The organism is Pontibacter cellulosilyticus (genome assembly GCF_014306105.1).
GTDB classification, from domain to species: domain Bacteria; phylum Bacteroidota; class Bacteroidia; order Cytophagales; family Hymenobacteraceae; genus Pontibacter; species Pontibacter cellulosilyticus.
The window spans coordinates 230,785-246,894 of record NZ_JACRVF010000002.1; the positions used below are offsets into that span (position 1 = coordinate 230,785).

Here is a 16,110-nt window from a genome sequence, read left to right on the forward strand (position 1 = left end):
AACCAGTGCAGTTAGAAAAGCAGGCCCCATGGCTCACCCATAAACTATGCGGTACTAGTTTATTGCACTAAAAAACTACAACAACAAATTTTTTCGGCTGTATTAGCCTTCTCAAGTGTCTGGTATAAACTTTTATCTGTCCTTTTGGTAAAAGTATATTATATCGTGCAGGCTTCGGGCAAAATGTAGAACATTTAGCGGCTATCTGTTGCAACCCTGAAGCGGCAAGCGAGGTATGTAATTAAAATTTCTATATTTGCGTATAAATACGCGATTGAGGACTTCACAAAAGTACAAAATCCAAGTTGATGAGCGAGCAAACAGGTAAACAGCTGAGTAAAGAGGAAAAAGACGCTAGGTTCGAGGCCGAGCTTCTGCCGGTGCTGGACCCTCTGTACAACTTTGCCTACAGGCTCACCCTAGACGAAGACGACGCTAATGACCTTGTGCAGGAGACCTACCTGAAAGCCTATCGTTTTTTTGACTACTTCGAACAAGGAACTAATGCAAAAGCATGGCTGTTCCGAATCCTGAAGAACTCATTCATAAACGAGTTTCGGAAAAAGAGCAAGCAACCTGCCAAAGTAGATTATAGCGAAGTTGAGGGGTATTATAACTCCGAAGACGTTGAAGGTGAGGGTGGGGTAGCTTCTACTACCGATATGCGCACCGAAAGTGTGCAGGATCTAATAGGAGATGAAGTAGCCAGTGCCTTAAATGCCTTGCCAGTCGACTTTAGGACAGTAATTATACTTTGTGATTTAGAAGGCTTTACTTATGAGGAAATGGCCAAGATACTGGACATTCCGATAGGTACTGTAAGATCGAGGTTGCACCGTGCCCGGAACTCTTTGAAGGAGAAGTTGGAAAAATATGCCAAAACAATGGGTTATAACAGTTAGCAAGACATTAAGAGTTTTTAGTTAAGATGGAATCGAAATTTACAGAAGCTTATCAAAAAGCGCCGGACGAGGGCTACGAAACAGATTGTAGCAAAGTCTCCGAGATGCTGGACCTCGTTATCGACGGCGAAGCCACCTCCGAAGAAGAGAAATTTTTTAATACACACCTCGAAGAGTGTGTAAGTTGTTTCGAGAGCCATCAGAAACAAAAACTTCTAAAAGGGATCATCAGCGGCCATCTCAAGCGCGTGATTGTGCCGGAAAGTCTGGCGCTTTCTATCAGAGCGAAGATTCAAGAAACTTTATAATCCCTAATGCAAGGCAAAATCATCATCTTTTCGGCACCGTCAGGTGCCGGCAAAACCACCATTGTAAAGCATCTGCTCAACGTAAATCCAAATCTGAGCTTCTCCATTTCGGCCTGCACACGCGATAAGCGCGGCCGCACCGAAGAGAACGGTAAAGATTACTACTTCATAACACCGGAGGAGTTCAAGCAAAAAATCAAGAACGACGAGTTTGTAGAGTGGGAGGAAGTATACGAAGGCGCTTTTTATGGCACCTTAAAATCAGAAGTGGAACGCATCTGGAAAAGTGGAAAGCATGTGATTTTGGATGTAGATGTTAAAGGAGGGTTAAGTATAAAGCATTTTTACAGAGATAGAGCATTAGCCGTTTTCGTTAAGCCGCCTTCGATTGATGAGCTGGCAAAGCGACTTACCGCACGCGCCACAGATTCAGCTTCGAGTATATCCAGCCGGGTATTTAAAGCAAAATTTGAAATGGGCTTCGAAGATCAGTTTGATACGGTGATCGTGAACGATGACCTGGACAAAGCCTGCCGTGAAGCAGAGAAGCTGGTAAACGAGTTTCTTAACTCAGAGCCTGCCATCGTATGAAAGTAGGGCTGCTGTTCGGCTCCTTTAACCCGATTCACATAGGCCACCTCATACTTGCCAACTTCATGGCGACCAACACCGATCTAGATACGGTTTGGCTCGTGGTGTCTCCGCAGAATCCGTTTAAACCAAGCAACACGCTCCTGCATGAGTTCGATAGGCTGCATATGGTTTCGTTGGCCATTGCCGATAACCCGGTGCTGGGTGTATCTAATATTGAGTTTAGCATGCCCAAGCCCAGTTACACGATTGATACGCTAACATACCTGCAGGAGAAGTACCCGAGTTATGAGTTTGTGTTGCTGATGGGCGAGGACAACCTGCCGCTTTTCCCGAAATGGAAGAACTACGAAAGTATACTGCAATACCACAAAGTATACGTGTATCCGCGCTCAGGATCTATTACCACAGAGCTGCCAGAGATGCCAAACGTTTCTTTTGTAAAGGCACCTATACTTGATATATCAGCAACGTTTATCAGGCAGTGTATTAAGGAAGAGAAAAGTATAAAGTACTTGGTGCCCGATGAAGTAGCAGAGTATATAAAAGTACACAAGCTATATATTTGACTCTGGGATAATAAACGACAGGTACTGGTTTGATCTAACTTCAAGTAAAAAGCCCCGTGATATTTCTATCGCGGGGCTTTTTATATTTTAATATCCTAAGAACTTAGATTGTCATGATTTCGGCTTCTTTCTTAGCCAGTAGTTCATCAATCCTAACAATGAAAGCGTCTGTCAGTTTCTGTACTTTGGCTTCTGCGTCGCGTACGGCATCCTCAGATGTTCCTTCTTTCTGAAGCTTCTTCAATGTGTCGTTTACATCTTTGCGCACGTTACGAACACTGATCTTGCCATGCTCCGTTTCGTTCTTCACCTGCTTTACCAGCTCGCGGCGGCGCTCTTCAGTAAGTGCCGGAATGTTCAGACGGATGGCATCAGCCTCTTGCTGTGGGTTAAGACCAAGGTCGCTGTTCTTGATGGCTTTGTTGATCTCGCCCAGCATGTTCTTTTCCCAAGGCTTGATAAGCAAAGTGCGTGCATCAGGAGCCATAATGTTAGCTACCTGAGAAACAGGAGTTGGAGTGCCATAATAGTCAACACGCAAACCTTCTACCATAGCAGGAGAGGCCTTGCCAGCACGGATTTTAGTAAGTTCAGAGCTGGTGTGTTGCACCGCTTTTTCCATAGACTCCTCTGCTTCGCTGAGGTAAAACTGAATTTCTTCCGTCATATCAATTTATCGCTTTAAAGTTCTTTTGAAACTATACGTATGGTTACGTTGCAAAATTACTAATTTTTCTCTTTTTGCTTGGCGTAGCGTTAGCAGCAGTTTTGCTGCTTATTTTACCGTCTCTGTCAGGTCGTCCATCGTTACCAGCGTGCCAATCTCTTCGCCCTGCACCAGTCGCTTCAGGTTACCCTGTGTGTTCATATCGAATACAATAATAGGTAAGCCGTTTTCTTTGCAAAGTGTAAAGGCTGTCATGTCCATCACATTAAGGCCTTTCTCGAATACATCCTTAAACGAAATGTTTCTGTAGAAGATCGCATCCGGGTTCTTTTCAGGATCAGCTGAGTAAATGCCGTCTACACGAGTGCCTTTTAACACTACATCAGCCTCAATTTCAATGGCTCTTAAGCTTGCAGCTGAGTCGGTAGTAAAGTATGGGTTACCGGTACCGGCACCAAATATTACCACACGGCCTTTTTCTAAGTGGCGCACGGCACGGCGGCGGATATAAGGCTCGCATACCTGCTGTATATTAAGTCCGGAAAGTAAGCGGGTATAAACCCCGAGTTTCTCCAGTGCACTCTGCAAAGCCATACTGTTAATAACTGTGGCCAGCATTCCCATGTAATCGCCCTGCACGCGGTCAAGACCAACCTGCTCGGCCTGCACACCTCTAAAGATGTTGCCGCCACCAATCACTACTGCTACTTCAACGCCAAGCGCTGCTACCTCTTTAATCTCCTGGGCATACTGTATCAACCTGTTCGAGTCGATGCCGTACTGCTGTTCACCCATCAGCGCCTCACCGCTAAGCTTCAGTAATATTCTCTTATACTTCACGATTTATACTATTTAGTTATAAGTTTGGTCTATCGTTTTAGAGGGCAGACAGGTGCTGCCCAACTGGCAACACAAAAAAGTTAAAATAAAATCAATACCTGATTTTTTTCTACGTTCTGGCGGTTCTGTACCTTAATTTCTTTTACCACGCCATCGCCAGGCGATTTCAAGATATTTTCCATCTTCATGGCCTCCAGTATCAGGATAGGGTCTCCCTTTTTAACCTCCTGGCCCGGCTGCACCTTAATGTCAAGTATAAGTCCAGGCATTGGCGCCTTCACATCGTTCACTTTGCTGGCGTTGGCATCGCTCATGCCCAACTGGTCAAGCAGTAGGTCGAAACGGTCTTTAGCCGTAACAGTTTGCTTAATGCCGTTAATCTTAAAAGTGAAAGTCTTGGTCTGGTAATCAGCCTCTACCAACTCTGCAGTATAAGATTTGTTGTCTTTTATGATGTGGTAAGTCTGCGGGCCTATGGGCTGGATGTCCCAGTTAAAAGGTGTTCCGTTTAGAAGTATGGAGTCTTTTTGAATATCAACCTGCCATGTTTTGTCGTTAGCGGTTTTTATCTGGAGCATCTGTTATATGTGGTTTTAGAGCTTAAAGATAATTGATTTCTCACAGTATTTTTAGAACTTGACTTCAAAATTAAAACATTCCACCATGAATCATAGATTTTTGAGTGTAGTTGGCTTGGCAGCTGCTATAGCTTTTACGACAAGCTGTAGCACAAACAAAGCGGCCACAGACAACACATCTTCGAAAGTAGTAACAGGAAAAGCTGCAGCGGCTCAGACTGCAGACAGCATTCCGGTTTGGGCACCTAAACGGCACGGCTTTAATCCTTCCCGCACCCTTGATCACGACCTGCTGCATACCAAGCTGCGGGTAAGCTTTAACTGGGAAAAGCAGCACCTCAATGGCCTTGCCGAACTTACTCTTAAGCCATACTTCTACCCTCAGGATAAACTGACACTAGATGCCAAGGGGATGGACATACACGCCGTTAACCTCATGAAAGGCTATGATGGCACTCCTCTAAAGTATGAGTACAACGGCGAAAAGCTCACTATTAATCTAGGCAAGACCTACACCCGCATCGAAGAGTATACTATAGAAATTGATTATACCGCAAAGCCTAATGAGCTGAAAGTTGGCGGCAGCGATGCCATCACCCAGGACAAAGGTTTATACTTCATCAATCCGCTTGGTAATGACCCTTACAAGCCAAAGCAGATCTGGACGCAAGGTGAGACAGAGGCCAACTCCGCCTGGTTTCCTACCATTGATACGCCTAACGAACGCATGACGCAGGAGATATACATTACTGTAGATCCAAAGTATACCACGCTCTCCAATGGTATATTTATGTACTCACGTAAGAATGCGGACGGTACTAAAACTGATTATTGGAAACAGGAGCTGCCACATGCGCCATACTTAACCATGATGGCAATCGGTGAGTATGCAGTTGTAAGAGACAAGTGGCGCAATAAAGAAGTAAACTACTATGTCGAGCCTGCTTACAAAAACACAGCTAAGAAAGTGTTTGGCAACACACCGGAAATGATGGAGTTCTTCACTAAAAAGCTTGGTGTGGAATATCCATGGGCTAAATATTCGCAGGTGGTCGTGCGGGACTTTGTGTCTGGTGCGATGGAGAATACCTCTGCCTCTACCTTTATGGAGGATCTGCAGATGAACGAACGCGAGCTGTTAGACAAGCATTGGGATAACATCATCGCCCATGAACTTTTTCATCAGTGGTTCGGAGACTACGTAACGACAGAATCCTGGGCAAACCTTCCGCTTAACGAGGCTTTCGCTAATTATTCTGAGTACTTGTGGGCCGAGCACAAGTATGGTCCCGACGAGGCAGCCTATCTACAGATGGACGAGCTGAGCCAGTACCTGGATGAGGCAGAGACAAAACGAGAACCGCTGATACGCTATCAATATGGCGACAGAGAGGATATGTTCGATAGCCACTCCTATGCAAAAGGAGGGCGTGTGCTGCACATGCTGCGCAAGTATGTAGGCGATGAAGCTTGGTGGGCTTCGCTCAATCGCTACCTTACACAGCACAAGTATACTGCTGTTGAAGTAGCTGAACTGAGAATGGCTTTTGAAGATGTAACCGGCCAGGACCTGATGTGGTTTTTCGATCAGTGGTTTTTACAGCCGGGGCACCCGGAGTTAAAAGTAACCCACACCTATGAAAACGGTCAGCTAAACCTGCGCGTGCAGCAGCTACAGGATACCGCCTATATGCCGGTTTACCGCCTGCCTCTTGAGGTAGCGGTGTGGGCAAACGGCAAGCTCACAGACTATCCAATTGTGATAGATAAAGCAGACCAGACCTTTACATTGCCAGCCACAGCACAGCCGCAATTAGTGCTGTTCGATGCAGACCAGCAACTGCTAGGCACAATAGACCATGATAAAACAAAACAGGAGCTGGTGTATCAGTTCAATAATTCTAAACAGTTGTCTCCAAAATTAGAGACAATGGTGCGGCTGCAGGAGCAACTAACTGATCCGGAGGTGCTAAAGCTGTTGCAAAACGCTTTACAGGATGACTACTGGGTGGTACGAAGCGCGGCAATAAGTGCCTTAAGCCAGTTGGAGTCGGATAAGGCAAACTCAGTAAAAGAAGCCATAGCGAAGCTTGCGCGTCAGGATAAAAAAGGAGCAGTTAGAGCAGATGCTATACTTGCACTCGCTAACTGGGAGGGTGAGAAGTATAAACAGTTATACCTGGATGCGATGAACGACAGCTCTTATATTGTAAATGCTGCCGGTATACTTGGCTATGCAGGTACAGGAGCTGCTGACACAAAAGAAAGACTGGCAAAGTTCGAGAAAGAGAAAGGAGAAGAAGTGATCTTGGCACTTTCATCCTTTTATGCTGTGCAGGGAGGCCCTCAGAAGTATGACTGGTTTGTACGTAATATCAGGCAAGGCAAAGGAGGTGCACTATACTACCTGCTGCAGAGCTTTGGAGCGTTTCTGGCAGCCAATCCTCAGACAAACACTCCTGAATCGATAGAATTATTGAAACAACTGGCGCAAAACCACAACATCTACTACGTAAGAGGGGCTGCTTATCAGGCGTTGATGGTAATGTCGGAGAAGCCGGAGGTGCAGCAAATTCTGACAGAAATAAAAGAAAGTGAGACAGATAAGCGATTGTTGGAAATGTATAACTAGCATGTGTTGTGAAGCGCGTGAGAAAAAAATGAACTTTTTTTTCAAGAATATTTGACATGAAAGAAAAAGCGGTTAATTTTGCATCTCCTTAGAACGAAGAACGCTGCTGAAGCGAAAGGTTTTGAGGAGTAAGTTCTGCAGTTTTATTGCAAAATTAACTATTGGGGAGATTCCAGAGCGGCCAAATGGGACGGACTGTAACTCCGTTGTTGTAATGACTTCGCAGGTTCGAATCCTGCTCTCCCCACAATAATTTTATGCCGGAAAGGCTTTTAGTGAAATAAGCGGGAGTAGCTCAGTTGGTAGAGCGATAGCCTTCCAAGCTATAGGCCGCGAGTTCGACCCTCGTCTCCCGCTCTCTCAAAATTTGAGGGAGCTGTATTTGTATTTATAGGGTATTGATCAGAGGAATTTCATGCGTATGGATTTCCTTTTTACTATAGGTGCAAATTGAAGTTCTTTAATAATGGGAAAAGCCGACGTAGCTCAGGGGTAGAGTACTTCCTTGGTAAGGAAGGGGTCGTGGGTTCAATTCCCATCGTTGGCTCTAAGTCCGTTACGTGTAATTAAAAGCGCGACATAAACTTAAACGTTTTAACCTTAATTTAATATCATACAATGGCTAAAGAAACATTTGACCGTTCCAAACCGCACGTAAATATCGGTACTATCGGTCACGTTGACCACGGTAAGACGACTTTGACTGCTGCTATTACAACTGTACTAGCTAAGAAAGGTCTTGCTGCACTTCGTGACTTCTCTTCAATTGACAACGCTCCTGAAGAAAAAGAAAGAGGTATTACTATCAATACATCACACGTAGAGTACGCAACTGAAAACCGTCACTATGCACACGTTGACTGCCCAGGTCACGCTGACTACGTGAAGAACATGGTTACTGGTGCTGCTCAGATGGACGGCGCTATCCTAGTGGTTGCTGCTACTGATGGTCCAATGCCACAGACTCGTGAGCACATCCTTCTTGCTCGTCAGGTAGGTGTTCCTCAGTTAGTAGTATTCATGAACAAAGTTGACATGGTTGACGATCCAGAGCTTCTTGAGCTTGTTGAGATGGAAATCCGTGAGCTTCTTTCATTCTATGATTTCGATGGTGACAACATTCCTGTAATCCAGGGTTCTGCTCTTGGTGGTCTTAACGGCGACGAGAAGTGGGTTAAAACTATCGAGGAACTAATGGCTGCAGTTGATAGCTGGATTCCAATTCCTGCACGTTTAACTGACCTTCCATTCTTGATGCCAGTTGAGGACGTGTTCTCAATCACTGGTCGTGGTACTGTTGCTACAGGCCGTATCGAGCGTGGTGTAATCAACTCTGGTGAGCAGGTTGATATCCTAGGTATGGGTGCTGAAAACTTGAAGTCTACAGTTACTGGTGTGGAGATGTTCCGTAAGATCCTTGACAGAGGTGAAGCTGGTGACAACGTAGGTCTACTTCTTCGTGGTATTGAGAAAACTGATATCCGTCGTGGTATGGTTATCTGTAAGCCAGGTTCTGTTAAGCCTCACACACACTTCAAAGCAGAGGTTTACGTTCTTTCAAAAGAAGAAGGTGGTCGTCACACTCCATTCTTCAACAAATACCGTCCACAGTTCTACTTCAGAACTACAGACGTAACTGGTGAGATCATCCTTCCAGAAGGAGTAGAGATGGTTATGCCAGGTGATAACATCACTATCGAAGTGAAGCTTATCAACGCTGTAGCAATGGAGAAAGGTCTACGTTTCGCTATCCGTGAGGGTGGTAGAACAGTAGGTGCTGGTCAGGTAACTGAAATCCTTGACTAATTACTGATATGTTACAGACCCGTTCTTAAAGTTTTTTAGGAACGGGTTTGTTTTCATAAAAGATTTATATAAATTTGCACTCCATTTGAGAAAAATGGCGTGCATTTTTTTACGGGTGTAGCTCAATTGGTAGAGTAGCGGTCTCCAAAACCGTTGGCTGGGAGTTCGAGTCTCTCCACCCGTGCAATTAAAAAATTAGAAAGCGAAGCAATGAGCAAGGTAACAAACTACATAAACGAGACAGTTGAGGAGATGAAGCATAAAGTTTCATGGCCTTCATATTCTGAATTGCAGAATAGCTCAATATTAGTACTTATTGGCTCGCTTATTTTTGCTCTAGTAGTTGGTGCCATGGATTTTGTTTTTGATTCAGGGCTGACTTGGTTCTACAACCAGTTTTAAAAAAGACTAAAGAATGGCTGATTTAAAATGGTATGTAGTGCGCGCAGTAAGCGGGCAAGAAAAAAAAGCTAAAGCTTACCTCGAGAACGAGATCATCAGGCAAAACCTGGAGGAGTACGTTCCGCAAGTTCTTATACCTGCAGAAAAGGTATATGAGATGCGCGGAGGTAAGAAAAGAATCAGAGAGCGCAATTTCTTTCCAGGATATGTGCTTGTGAATGCTGATCTGTCTCACGGTGAGGCTGAACACATCATAATCAGTACACCAGGAGTAATTGGTTTTCTGGGTTCAAATGAAAAAGACGCTAGCAAGAAGCCAGTTCCTTTGCGTCAATCAGAAGTTAACAGGATCTTAGGTACTGTTGATGAAGCTGAAGAGCAGGCAGAAGTGCTGGATACACCATTTATAGTGGGAGAAACAGTTAAAGTAATGGACGGTCCATTCAGCGGTTTCTCAGGTACTGTAGAGGAGGTGTTTGAAGAGCGTAAGAAGCTTAACGTAATGGTGAAGATTTTCGGAAGAAACACGCCAGTTGAGCTGAATTACATGCAAGTAGAAAAAGAATCGTAGTAAATAAATAATGGCAAAGGAAATAAAAGGTTATCTGAAACTTCAGATAAAGGGAGGTGCCGCGAATCCATCGCCACCGGTTGGACCTGCACTTGGTTCTAAAGGTCTTAACATCATGGAGTTCTGTAAGCAGTTTAATGCTAGAACCCAGGATAAGCCTGGCCAGGTGTTACCAGTATTGATTACAATCTATGCAGACAAGTCCTTCGACTTCGTAGTTAAGACTCCACCTGCTCCAGTATTGTTAATGGATGCTGCTAAAATTAAGGGTGGCTCTAAAGAGCCAAACCGTAACAAAGTAGGTTCAGTTACTTGGGATCAGGTTAAAGAGATTGCAGAAACTAAGATGCCGGATTTAAATGCATTCAAACTGGAGTCAGCTATGAAAATGGTAGCTGGTACAGCAAGAAGCATGGGTATCACAGTATCTGGTAAAGCTCCTTGGAACGAATAATTAGAGTTAAAGGATAATGGCGAAGATTTCAAAAAATAGAAAAGCAGCTTTAGCTAAAGCTGACTTGACAAAGGAATATTCTTTAACAGATGCCGCTTCAGTAGTAAAAGATATCACTTTTACAAAGTTTGATGCCTCTGTTGATATCGACGTTCGTCTTGGTGTAGACCCTCGTAAGGCTGACCAGATGGTGCGTGGTATCGTGACATTGCCGCACGGTACTGGTAAAGACGTAAAAGTTCTTGCATTAGTAACTCCTGACAAAGAGCAGGAAGCGAAAGATGCTGGTGCTGACTATGTTGGTCTTGATGACTACATTCAGAAAATCGAAAAAGGATGGACTGATGTTGACGTGATCATCACTATGCCTGCAGTTATGGCTAAAGTAGGTCGTTTAGGTAGAATATTAGGTCCTCGTAACCTGATGCCAAACCCTAAGTCAGGAACTGTTACACAGGACGTAGCAAAAGCAGTAAAAGAAGTAAAAGCCGGTAAAATCGACTTCAAAGTTGACAAGTTTGGTATCATCCATACTAGCGTAGGTAAGGTATCTTTCTCTGCAGAGCAGCTTGCTGCCAATGCATCGGAAGTTATTCAGACACTAAACCGTTTGAAGCCTTCATCTGCAAAGGGTACTTACATTAAGAGCATCACATTGTCTAGCACAATGAGCCCGGCCGTAATCGTTGACAAGAACGCAACTATCTAAGAAAATGACCAGGGAAGAAAAAGAAATAATTGTACAGGACCTGAGCGAGAAGTTAGCGAACACAAACTACTTCTACATTACCGATGCTTCAACAATGTCTGTTGCTCGTATCAACGCTTTCAGGAGACTTGCATTCGAGAGAGGAATCGAATACAAAGTATACAAGAATAAATTAATTAAAAAGGCTCTAGACACACTAGAGGCTGATACAACTGCACTTGAAGGTGTTTTGAAAGGCGCTTCTGGTATCCTGTTCTCAAATGAGGCGGGCAATGCCCCTGCAAAACTTCTACAGGACTTCAGAAAGAAAGGCAATGCGCTTCCACTTCTGAAAGGTGCATACATCGACGCAGGTTTGTATGTTGGAGATGATCAGTTAGATGCTCTAACTAAGATCAAATCTAAAAACGAGCTTATCGGAGATGTTATTGGCTTACTTCAGTCTCCTGCGAAGAATGTGGTATCTGCACTTCAGAGCAGCGGTGGCAAGTTAGCTGGCATCTTAAAAACTTTATCAGAAAAAGAATAATTCTAAAAACGTAATCAATAAGTAACTTTTAATTTCAATAAAAATGGCAGATTTGAAAGCATTCGCTGAGCAGTTAGTAAACTTAACTGTTAAAGAAGTTAACGAACTAGCTACTATTCTTAAGGATGAGTATGGCATCGAGCCTGCTGCTGCTGCTCCAGTAATGGTTGCTGGTGGTGGTGCTGCTGAAGGAGGAGCTGCTGCAGAAGAAAAAACTTCTTTTGACGTAATCCTTAAGTCAGCTGGTGCTCAGAAACTAGCAGTAGTTAAGCTTGTAAAAGAGCTTACTGGTCTTGGTCTGAAAGAGGCTAAAGAACTAGTTGATGGCGCTCCAAAATCACTTAAAGAAGGTGTTGCTAAAGACGAAGCAGATTCACTAAAGAAATCTTTAGAAGAAGCTGGTGCTGAAGTAGAGGTTAAATAATCTCATTTCATCAACATACCGAAAACAGGTAGACCTGGCAAATTCGTCAGGTCTTTTCCTGTTTGTATACGGATTCAAAATTTGAATCCTTTTTGGCTCACAGCTGTTTTGGACTCTGTGTGCCTGTAACTGATTGTAAACGTAAAACTTCAAGGCTTTGGCTAAGAATAAAACGACAGATCGAATCAATTTTGCCTCTATTAAGCAGGTAATTGACTATCCTGACTTCCTGGATGTTCAGGTTCAGTCATTCCAAGACTTTTTTCAGCTGGAAACTCCGGCTGAAAATAGAGCTCAGGAAGGCTTGTTCAAGGTGTTTGCCGAGAACTTTCCTATCTCAGATTCCAGAGAGAATTTCGTGCTGGAGTTCATCGATTATCATATCGATCCTCCGAAGTATTCTGTTGATGAAAGCATCGATAGAGGTCTTACTTATTCAGTTCCTCTTAAAGCTAAACTTCGCCTGATCTGTAATGATGAGGATAACGAGGACTTTGAGACAATTGAGCAGGAAGTTTTCTTGGGAAATATCCCATACATGACAGAGAAAGGTTCTTTTGTCATCAATGGTGCCGAGCGTGTAATCGTGTCTCAGCTGCACAGATCACCAGGTGTGTTCTTTGCGCAGAGCAAGCACACAAACGGTACTAAATTATATTCTGCCAGAATTATTCCTTTTAAAGGATCTTGGGTTGAATTTGCTACAGACGTGAACAACGTAATGTATGCTTATATCGACCGTAAGAAGAAATTCCCAGTTACGACATTGCTACGTGCTATAGGTTATGGCACAGATAAAGATATTCTGGACTTGTTCGGCCTGTCTGAAGAAGTACCAGCGGATAAATCAACCCTGAAGAACTCTATCGGAAGAAGACTTGCTGCACGTGTTCTAAGAACATGGACAGAAGACTTCGTAGATGAGGATACAGGTGAAGTAGTATCTATTGATAGAAATGAGGTTATTTTAGAGAGGGATTCTGAAATAACACCAGAAGATATTGATGTTATACTTGACTCAGGTGTGCAATCTATCATTCTGCACCGAGAGAATGTAAACATAGCAGACTATGCTATAATCTACAACACGCTTCAAAAAGACAACTCTAACTCAGAGCAAGAGGCAGTAGAGCAGATATATCGTCAACTTAGAAATACTGAAGCACCTGACGTAGAAACAGCGCGTGATATTATCCAGAAGTTATTCTTCTCAGATAAGCGCTATGACTTAGGTGAAGTTGGTCGCTATCGTATTAACAAAAAGCTAGGGTTAGATACAAACTGGGAAGCTAAAGTATTAACAAACGAGGACATTGTCCTGATTGTGAAATACCTTATTGGTTTGATTAACTCTAAAGCTGTAGTGGATGATATTGACCACTTGAGCAACCGCCGTGTTAGAACAGTTGGTGAGCAGCTGTATGCGCAGTTCGGTGTTGGTCTGGCACGTATGGCCCGTACCATCAAAGAGCGTATGAACGTGCGTGATAACGAAGACTTCAAACCAGTTGATTTGATCAACGCGCGTACATTGTCTTCTGTGATCAACTCGTTCTTCGGAACAAACCAGCTTTCTCAGTTCATGGACCAGACTAACCCTCTGGCAGAAGTAACACACAAACGTCGTGTGTCTGCCTTAGGACCAGGTGGTCTATCAAGAGAGCGTGCTGGTTTCGAGGTACGTGACGTTCACTACACACACTACGGTCGTCTGTGTACAATTGAAACTCCTGAAGGACCAAACATTGGTCTTATCTCTTCCCTGTGCGTTCACGCACGTGTTAACCATATGGGCTTTATTGAAACTCCTTATCGCAAGGTGATTGAAGGTAAAGTACAAGTTGACGGATCAGTAGAATATCTGACAGCTGAGGAAGAAGATACGCACCACATCGCACAGGCTAATGCCTTGATCGATGAGCAAGGTAACTTCATAAATGAAAGAGTAAAAGGTAGATTCGAAGGTGATTTCCCTGTGGAAGAACCATCTACTTATACATATATGGATATTGCTCCGAACCAGATTGTATCGGTTGCGGCGTCTCTTATTCCGTTCCTGGAGCATGATGATGCTAACCGTGCCCTGATGGGTTCGAACATGCAACGCCAGGCTGTTCCGCTTCTGAAGCCTCAGGCTCCAATTGTTGGTACTGGTCTGGAAGGTAGAGCTGCAATAGACTCAAGAGCACTTGTAATCGCTGAAGGCGAAGGTGTGATTGACTTTGTTGATGCTACTAAAATTGTTGTGAAGTATGACCTGTCTGATGATGAGAAGCTAGTATCATTTGATGCGGAATATGTTACTTACGATCTGATTAAATTTAGAAGAACTAACCAGGATACATGCATCAACCTGACTCCGATTGTGCGAACAGGTCAGCGTGTAACGAAAGGTCAGCCGCTGTGCGAAGGTTATGCTACAAACAACGGAGAACTTGCACTAGGAAGGAACCTACAAGTAGCGTTCATGCCATGGCAAGGTTACAACTTCGAGGATGCTATCGTAATCTCTGAGAAGGTAGTACGCGATGACGTATTTACTTCCATCCACATCGAAGAATTCGAGCTGGAAGTTCGTGAGACGAAGCGTGGTGAGGAAGAACTTACTTCTGAGATCCCGAACGTAAGTGAAGAAGCAGTTCGTAACCTTGATGAAAACGGTATCATCCGTTTAGGTGCTGAAGTTAAAGAAGGAGATATCCTGATTGGTAAAATCACACCAAAAGGTGAGACGGATCCAACGCCAGAGGAGAAACTACTTCGTGCGATCTTCGGTGATAAAGCAGGTGATGTGAAGGATGCTTCGCTTAAGGCGCCGCCATCACTAAACGGTGTTGTGATTGATACGAAACTATTCTCCAGACCTAAGAAAGACAAAAACCTTCGTGCTAAGTCTAAGAAAGAGGTTGAAGAGTTAAAAGTGAAGTATGGCAAGGAGTTGACAGCTATCAAAAATGTGATGGTGGATAAACTGGTTGCTTTGCTGGAAGGCAAAACTTCACAAGGTATCAGACACAAGTTCGGTGATGAAATACTATCTAAAGGAGTTAAATTCTCAAGAAAGAACGTAATTGAGGCATTGTTCCCGGAGAAGAACCCATATAAGGACGAAAGTAACTATGCGGTTCCGGAAGAGGTGAACATGTTCAAAGATCTGATACTGGAGAACTGGACAACAGACGATAAAGCAAACGGCATGCTGGTTGAGCTTGTTAAGAACTATAACAAGCGCAGAAACATCGTTTCAGCACACTTCAAGCGTGAGCGTTTCACACTAGAGGTAGGTGACGAGTTACCAGCAGGTATTGTACAGTTAGCTAAAGTGTACATTGCGAAGAAGCGTAAGCTGAAAGTGGGTGACAAGATGGCGGGCCGTCACGGTAACAAAGGTGTGGTTGCAAGAATCGTTCGTGAAGAGGACATGCCATTCCTAGAGGACGGAACTCCGATGGATATCGTGCTTAACCCACTTGGTGTACCTTCTCGAATGAACATCGGTCAGATATATGAAACGGTACTTGGATGGGCTGGTCTTAAATTAGGTAGAACATATGCTACTCCAATTTTCGACGGTGCTACTGAGGATCAAGTATCAGCCGAGTTAGCTGAAGCAGGATTGCCGAAGTTTGGTCGTTCATACTTGTTTGACGGCTTAAGCGGTGATCGCTTTGATCAGCCGGTAACAGTTGGTGTGATATACATGCTGAAACTGGGTCACTTGGTTGATGATAAGATGCACGCACGTTCTATCGGTCCTTACTCACTGATTACGCAGCAGCCACTAGGTGGTAAAGCACAATTTGGTGGTCAGCGATTCGGTGAGATGGAGGTGTGGGCGCTTGAAGCATTCGGTGCATCAAACGTACTGCAGGAAATACTTACAGTTAAATCTGATGACGTTATTGGCCGTGCGAAAGCATATGAGGCCATTGTTAAAGGTGATGTCTTGCCGAAACCAAATATCCCTGAATCATTCAACGTATTGATTCACGAGTTAAGAGGTCTGGCCCTGGAGATCACATTAGAATAGTAAAGTATAACACTAAGCGCTAAGGCAGAAGCCGAGGCGCTTAGTGCACTTTATAAGATGTAGCTGTAAGGCATATTCATTGTATCGACATTATTATA

At 43.9% G+C, this 16,110-nt stretch carries 16 protein-coding genes and 4 tRNA genes; 17 read left to right on the forward strand and 3 right to left on the reverse strand.

Annotated elements, in window-relative coordinates:
- Positions 1-308 precede the first annotated feature (308 nt).
- From H8S84_RS08625 to nadD, 4 genes are read left to right on the forward strand one after another with little or no spacing between them, the layout of a single operon-like run.
- Positions 309-902: a sigma-70 family RNA polymerase sigma factor gene (locus tag H8S84_RS08625; RefSeq protein WP_187066924.1), complete on the forward strand. Its 594-nt coding sequence runs from the start codon at positions 309-311 to the stop codon at positions 900-902.
- Positions 903-928: 26 nt separating this feature from the next.
- Positions 929-1,210: an anti-sigma factor family protein gene (locus H8S84_RS08630; RefSeq protein WP_187066925.1), complete on the forward strand. Its 282-nt coding sequence runs from the start codon at positions 929-931 to the stop codon at positions 1,208-1,210.
- A 6-nt stretch (positions 1,211-1,216) separates the two neighbouring features.
- Positions 1,217-1,801, forward strand: coding sequence for a guanylate kinase (gene gmk, locus H8S84_RS08635; RefSeq protein WP_187066926.1), 585 nt, complete (start codon positions 1,217-1,219; stop codon positions 1,799-1,801).
- Positions 1,798-2,370, forward strand: a complete 573-nt coding sequence (nadD, locus tag H8S84_RS08640) for a nicotinate (nicotinamide) nucleotide adenylyltransferase (protein WP_187066927.1) — start codon at positions 1,798-1,800, stop codon at positions 2,368-2,370. Before gmk ends, nadD begins: the two co-directional genes overlap by 4 nt.
- Positions 2,371-2,473: 103 nt before the next feature.
- On the opposite strand, the gene frr is transcribed toward nadD, so the two are convergent.
- From frr to H8S84_RS08655, 3 genes are all read right to left on the reverse strand, one after another.
- Entirely contained in the window at positions 2,474-3,037 is a 564-nt protein-coding gene (gene frr / locus H8S84_RS08645; protein WP_187066928.1) for a ribosome recycling factor, read from the reverse strand.
- A gap of 108 nt (positions 3,038-3,145) precedes the next feature.
- On the reverse strand, positions 3,146-3,877 hold the full coding sequence (pyrH, locus tag H8S84_RS08650) for a UMP kinase (RefSeq protein WP_187066929.1): 732 nt from the start codon (positions 3,875-3,877) through the stop codon (positions 3,146-3,148).
- A gap of 80 nt (positions 3,878-3,957) precedes the next feature.
- Positions 3,958-4,455 carry a biotin/lipoyl-containing protein gene (locus H8S84_RS08655; protein ID WP_187066930.1) on the reverse strand — a complete coding sequence of 166 codons (498 nt, stop codon included), beginning with the start codon at positions 4,453-4,455 and terminating at the stop codon, positions 3,958-3,960.
- A gap of 85 nt (positions 4,456-4,540) precedes the next feature.
- Between H8S84_RS08655 and H8S84_RS08660 the strand changes: the two genes are divergently transcribed.
- The 13 genes from H8S84_RS08660 (at position 4,541) to rpoB (ending at position 16,012) form a co-directional block, all read left to right on the forward strand.
- Entirely contained in the window at positions 4,541-7,087 is a 2,547-nt protein-coding gene (locus H8S84_RS08660; protein WP_187066931.1) for a M1 family aminopeptidase, read from the forward strand.
- A gap of 163 nt (positions 7,088-7,250) precedes the next feature.
- A tRNA-Tyr gene (locus H8S84_RS08665) sits at positions 7,251-7,334 on the forward strand.
- A gap of 37 nt (positions 7,335-7,371) precedes the next feature.
- Positions 7,372-7,444: transfer RNA gene (locus H8S84_RS08670), tRNA-Gly, on the forward strand.
- Positions 7,445-7,562: 118 nt separating this feature from the next.
- Positions 7,563-7,634 (forward strand) — tRNA-Thr (locus tag H8S84_RS08675).
- A gap of 71 nt (positions 7,635-7,705) precedes the next feature.
- The gene (tuf, locus tag H8S84_RS08680; protein ID WP_187066932.1) at positions 7,706-8,893 is read left to right on the forward strand and encodes an elongation factor Tu; all 1,188 of its coding nucleotides are present in this window, start codon (positions 7,706-7,708) and stop codon (positions 8,891-8,893) included.
- Between the two features lie 111 nt (positions 8,894-9,004).
- A tRNA-Trp gene (locus H8S84_RS08685) sits at positions 9,005-9,077 on the forward strand.
- A gap of 26 nt (positions 9,078-9,103) precedes the next feature.
- Entirely contained in the window at positions 9,104-9,295 is a 192-nt protein-coding gene (secE, locus tag H8S84_RS08690) for a preprotein translocase subunit SecE (protein ID WP_187066933.1), read from the forward strand.
- 13 nt (positions 9,296-9,308) lie between these two features.
- Complete coding sequence (nusG, locus tag H8S84_RS08695) at positions 9,309-9,866, forward strand: transcription termination/antitermination protein NusG (RefSeq protein ID WP_187066934.1); 558 nt, start codon at positions 9,309-9,311, stop codon at positions 9,864-9,866.
- 10 nt (positions 9,867-9,876) lie between these two features.
- Complete coding sequence (gene rplK / locus H8S84_RS08700; RefSeq protein WP_187066935.1) at positions 9,877-10,320, forward strand: 50S ribosomal protein L11; 444 nt, start codon at positions 9,877-9,879, stop codon at positions 10,318-10,320.
- A 16-nt stretch (positions 10,321-10,336) separates the two neighbouring features.
- Positions 10,337-11,029 carry a 50S ribosomal protein L1 gene (gene rplA / locus H8S84_RS08705; protein WP_187066936.1) on the forward strand — a complete coding sequence of 231 codons (693 nt, stop codon included), beginning with the start codon at positions 10,337-10,339 and terminating at the stop codon, positions 11,027-11,029.
- Between the two features lie 4 nt (positions 11,030-11,033).
- A complete protein-coding gene (gene rplJ, locus H8S84_RS08710) occupies positions 11,034-11,558 on the forward strand; it encodes a 50S ribosomal protein L10 (RefSeq protein WP_187066937.1) in 525 nt (174 codons plus the stop codon).
- Between the two features lie 43 nt (positions 11,559-11,601).
- Positions 11,602-11,982: a 50S ribosomal protein L7/L12 gene (gene rplL / locus H8S84_RS08715; RefSeq protein WP_187066938.1), complete on the forward strand. Its 381-nt coding sequence runs from the start codon at positions 11,602-11,604 to the stop codon at positions 11,980-11,982.
- A 157-nt stretch (positions 11,983-12,139) separates the two neighbouring features.
- Complete coding sequence (gene rpoB, locus H8S84_RS08720) at positions 12,140-16,012, forward strand: DNA-directed RNA polymerase subunit beta (RefSeq protein WP_187066939.1); 3,873 nt, start codon at positions 12,140-12,142, stop codon at positions 16,010-16,012.
- Positions 16,013-16,110: the final 98 nt, after the last annotated feature.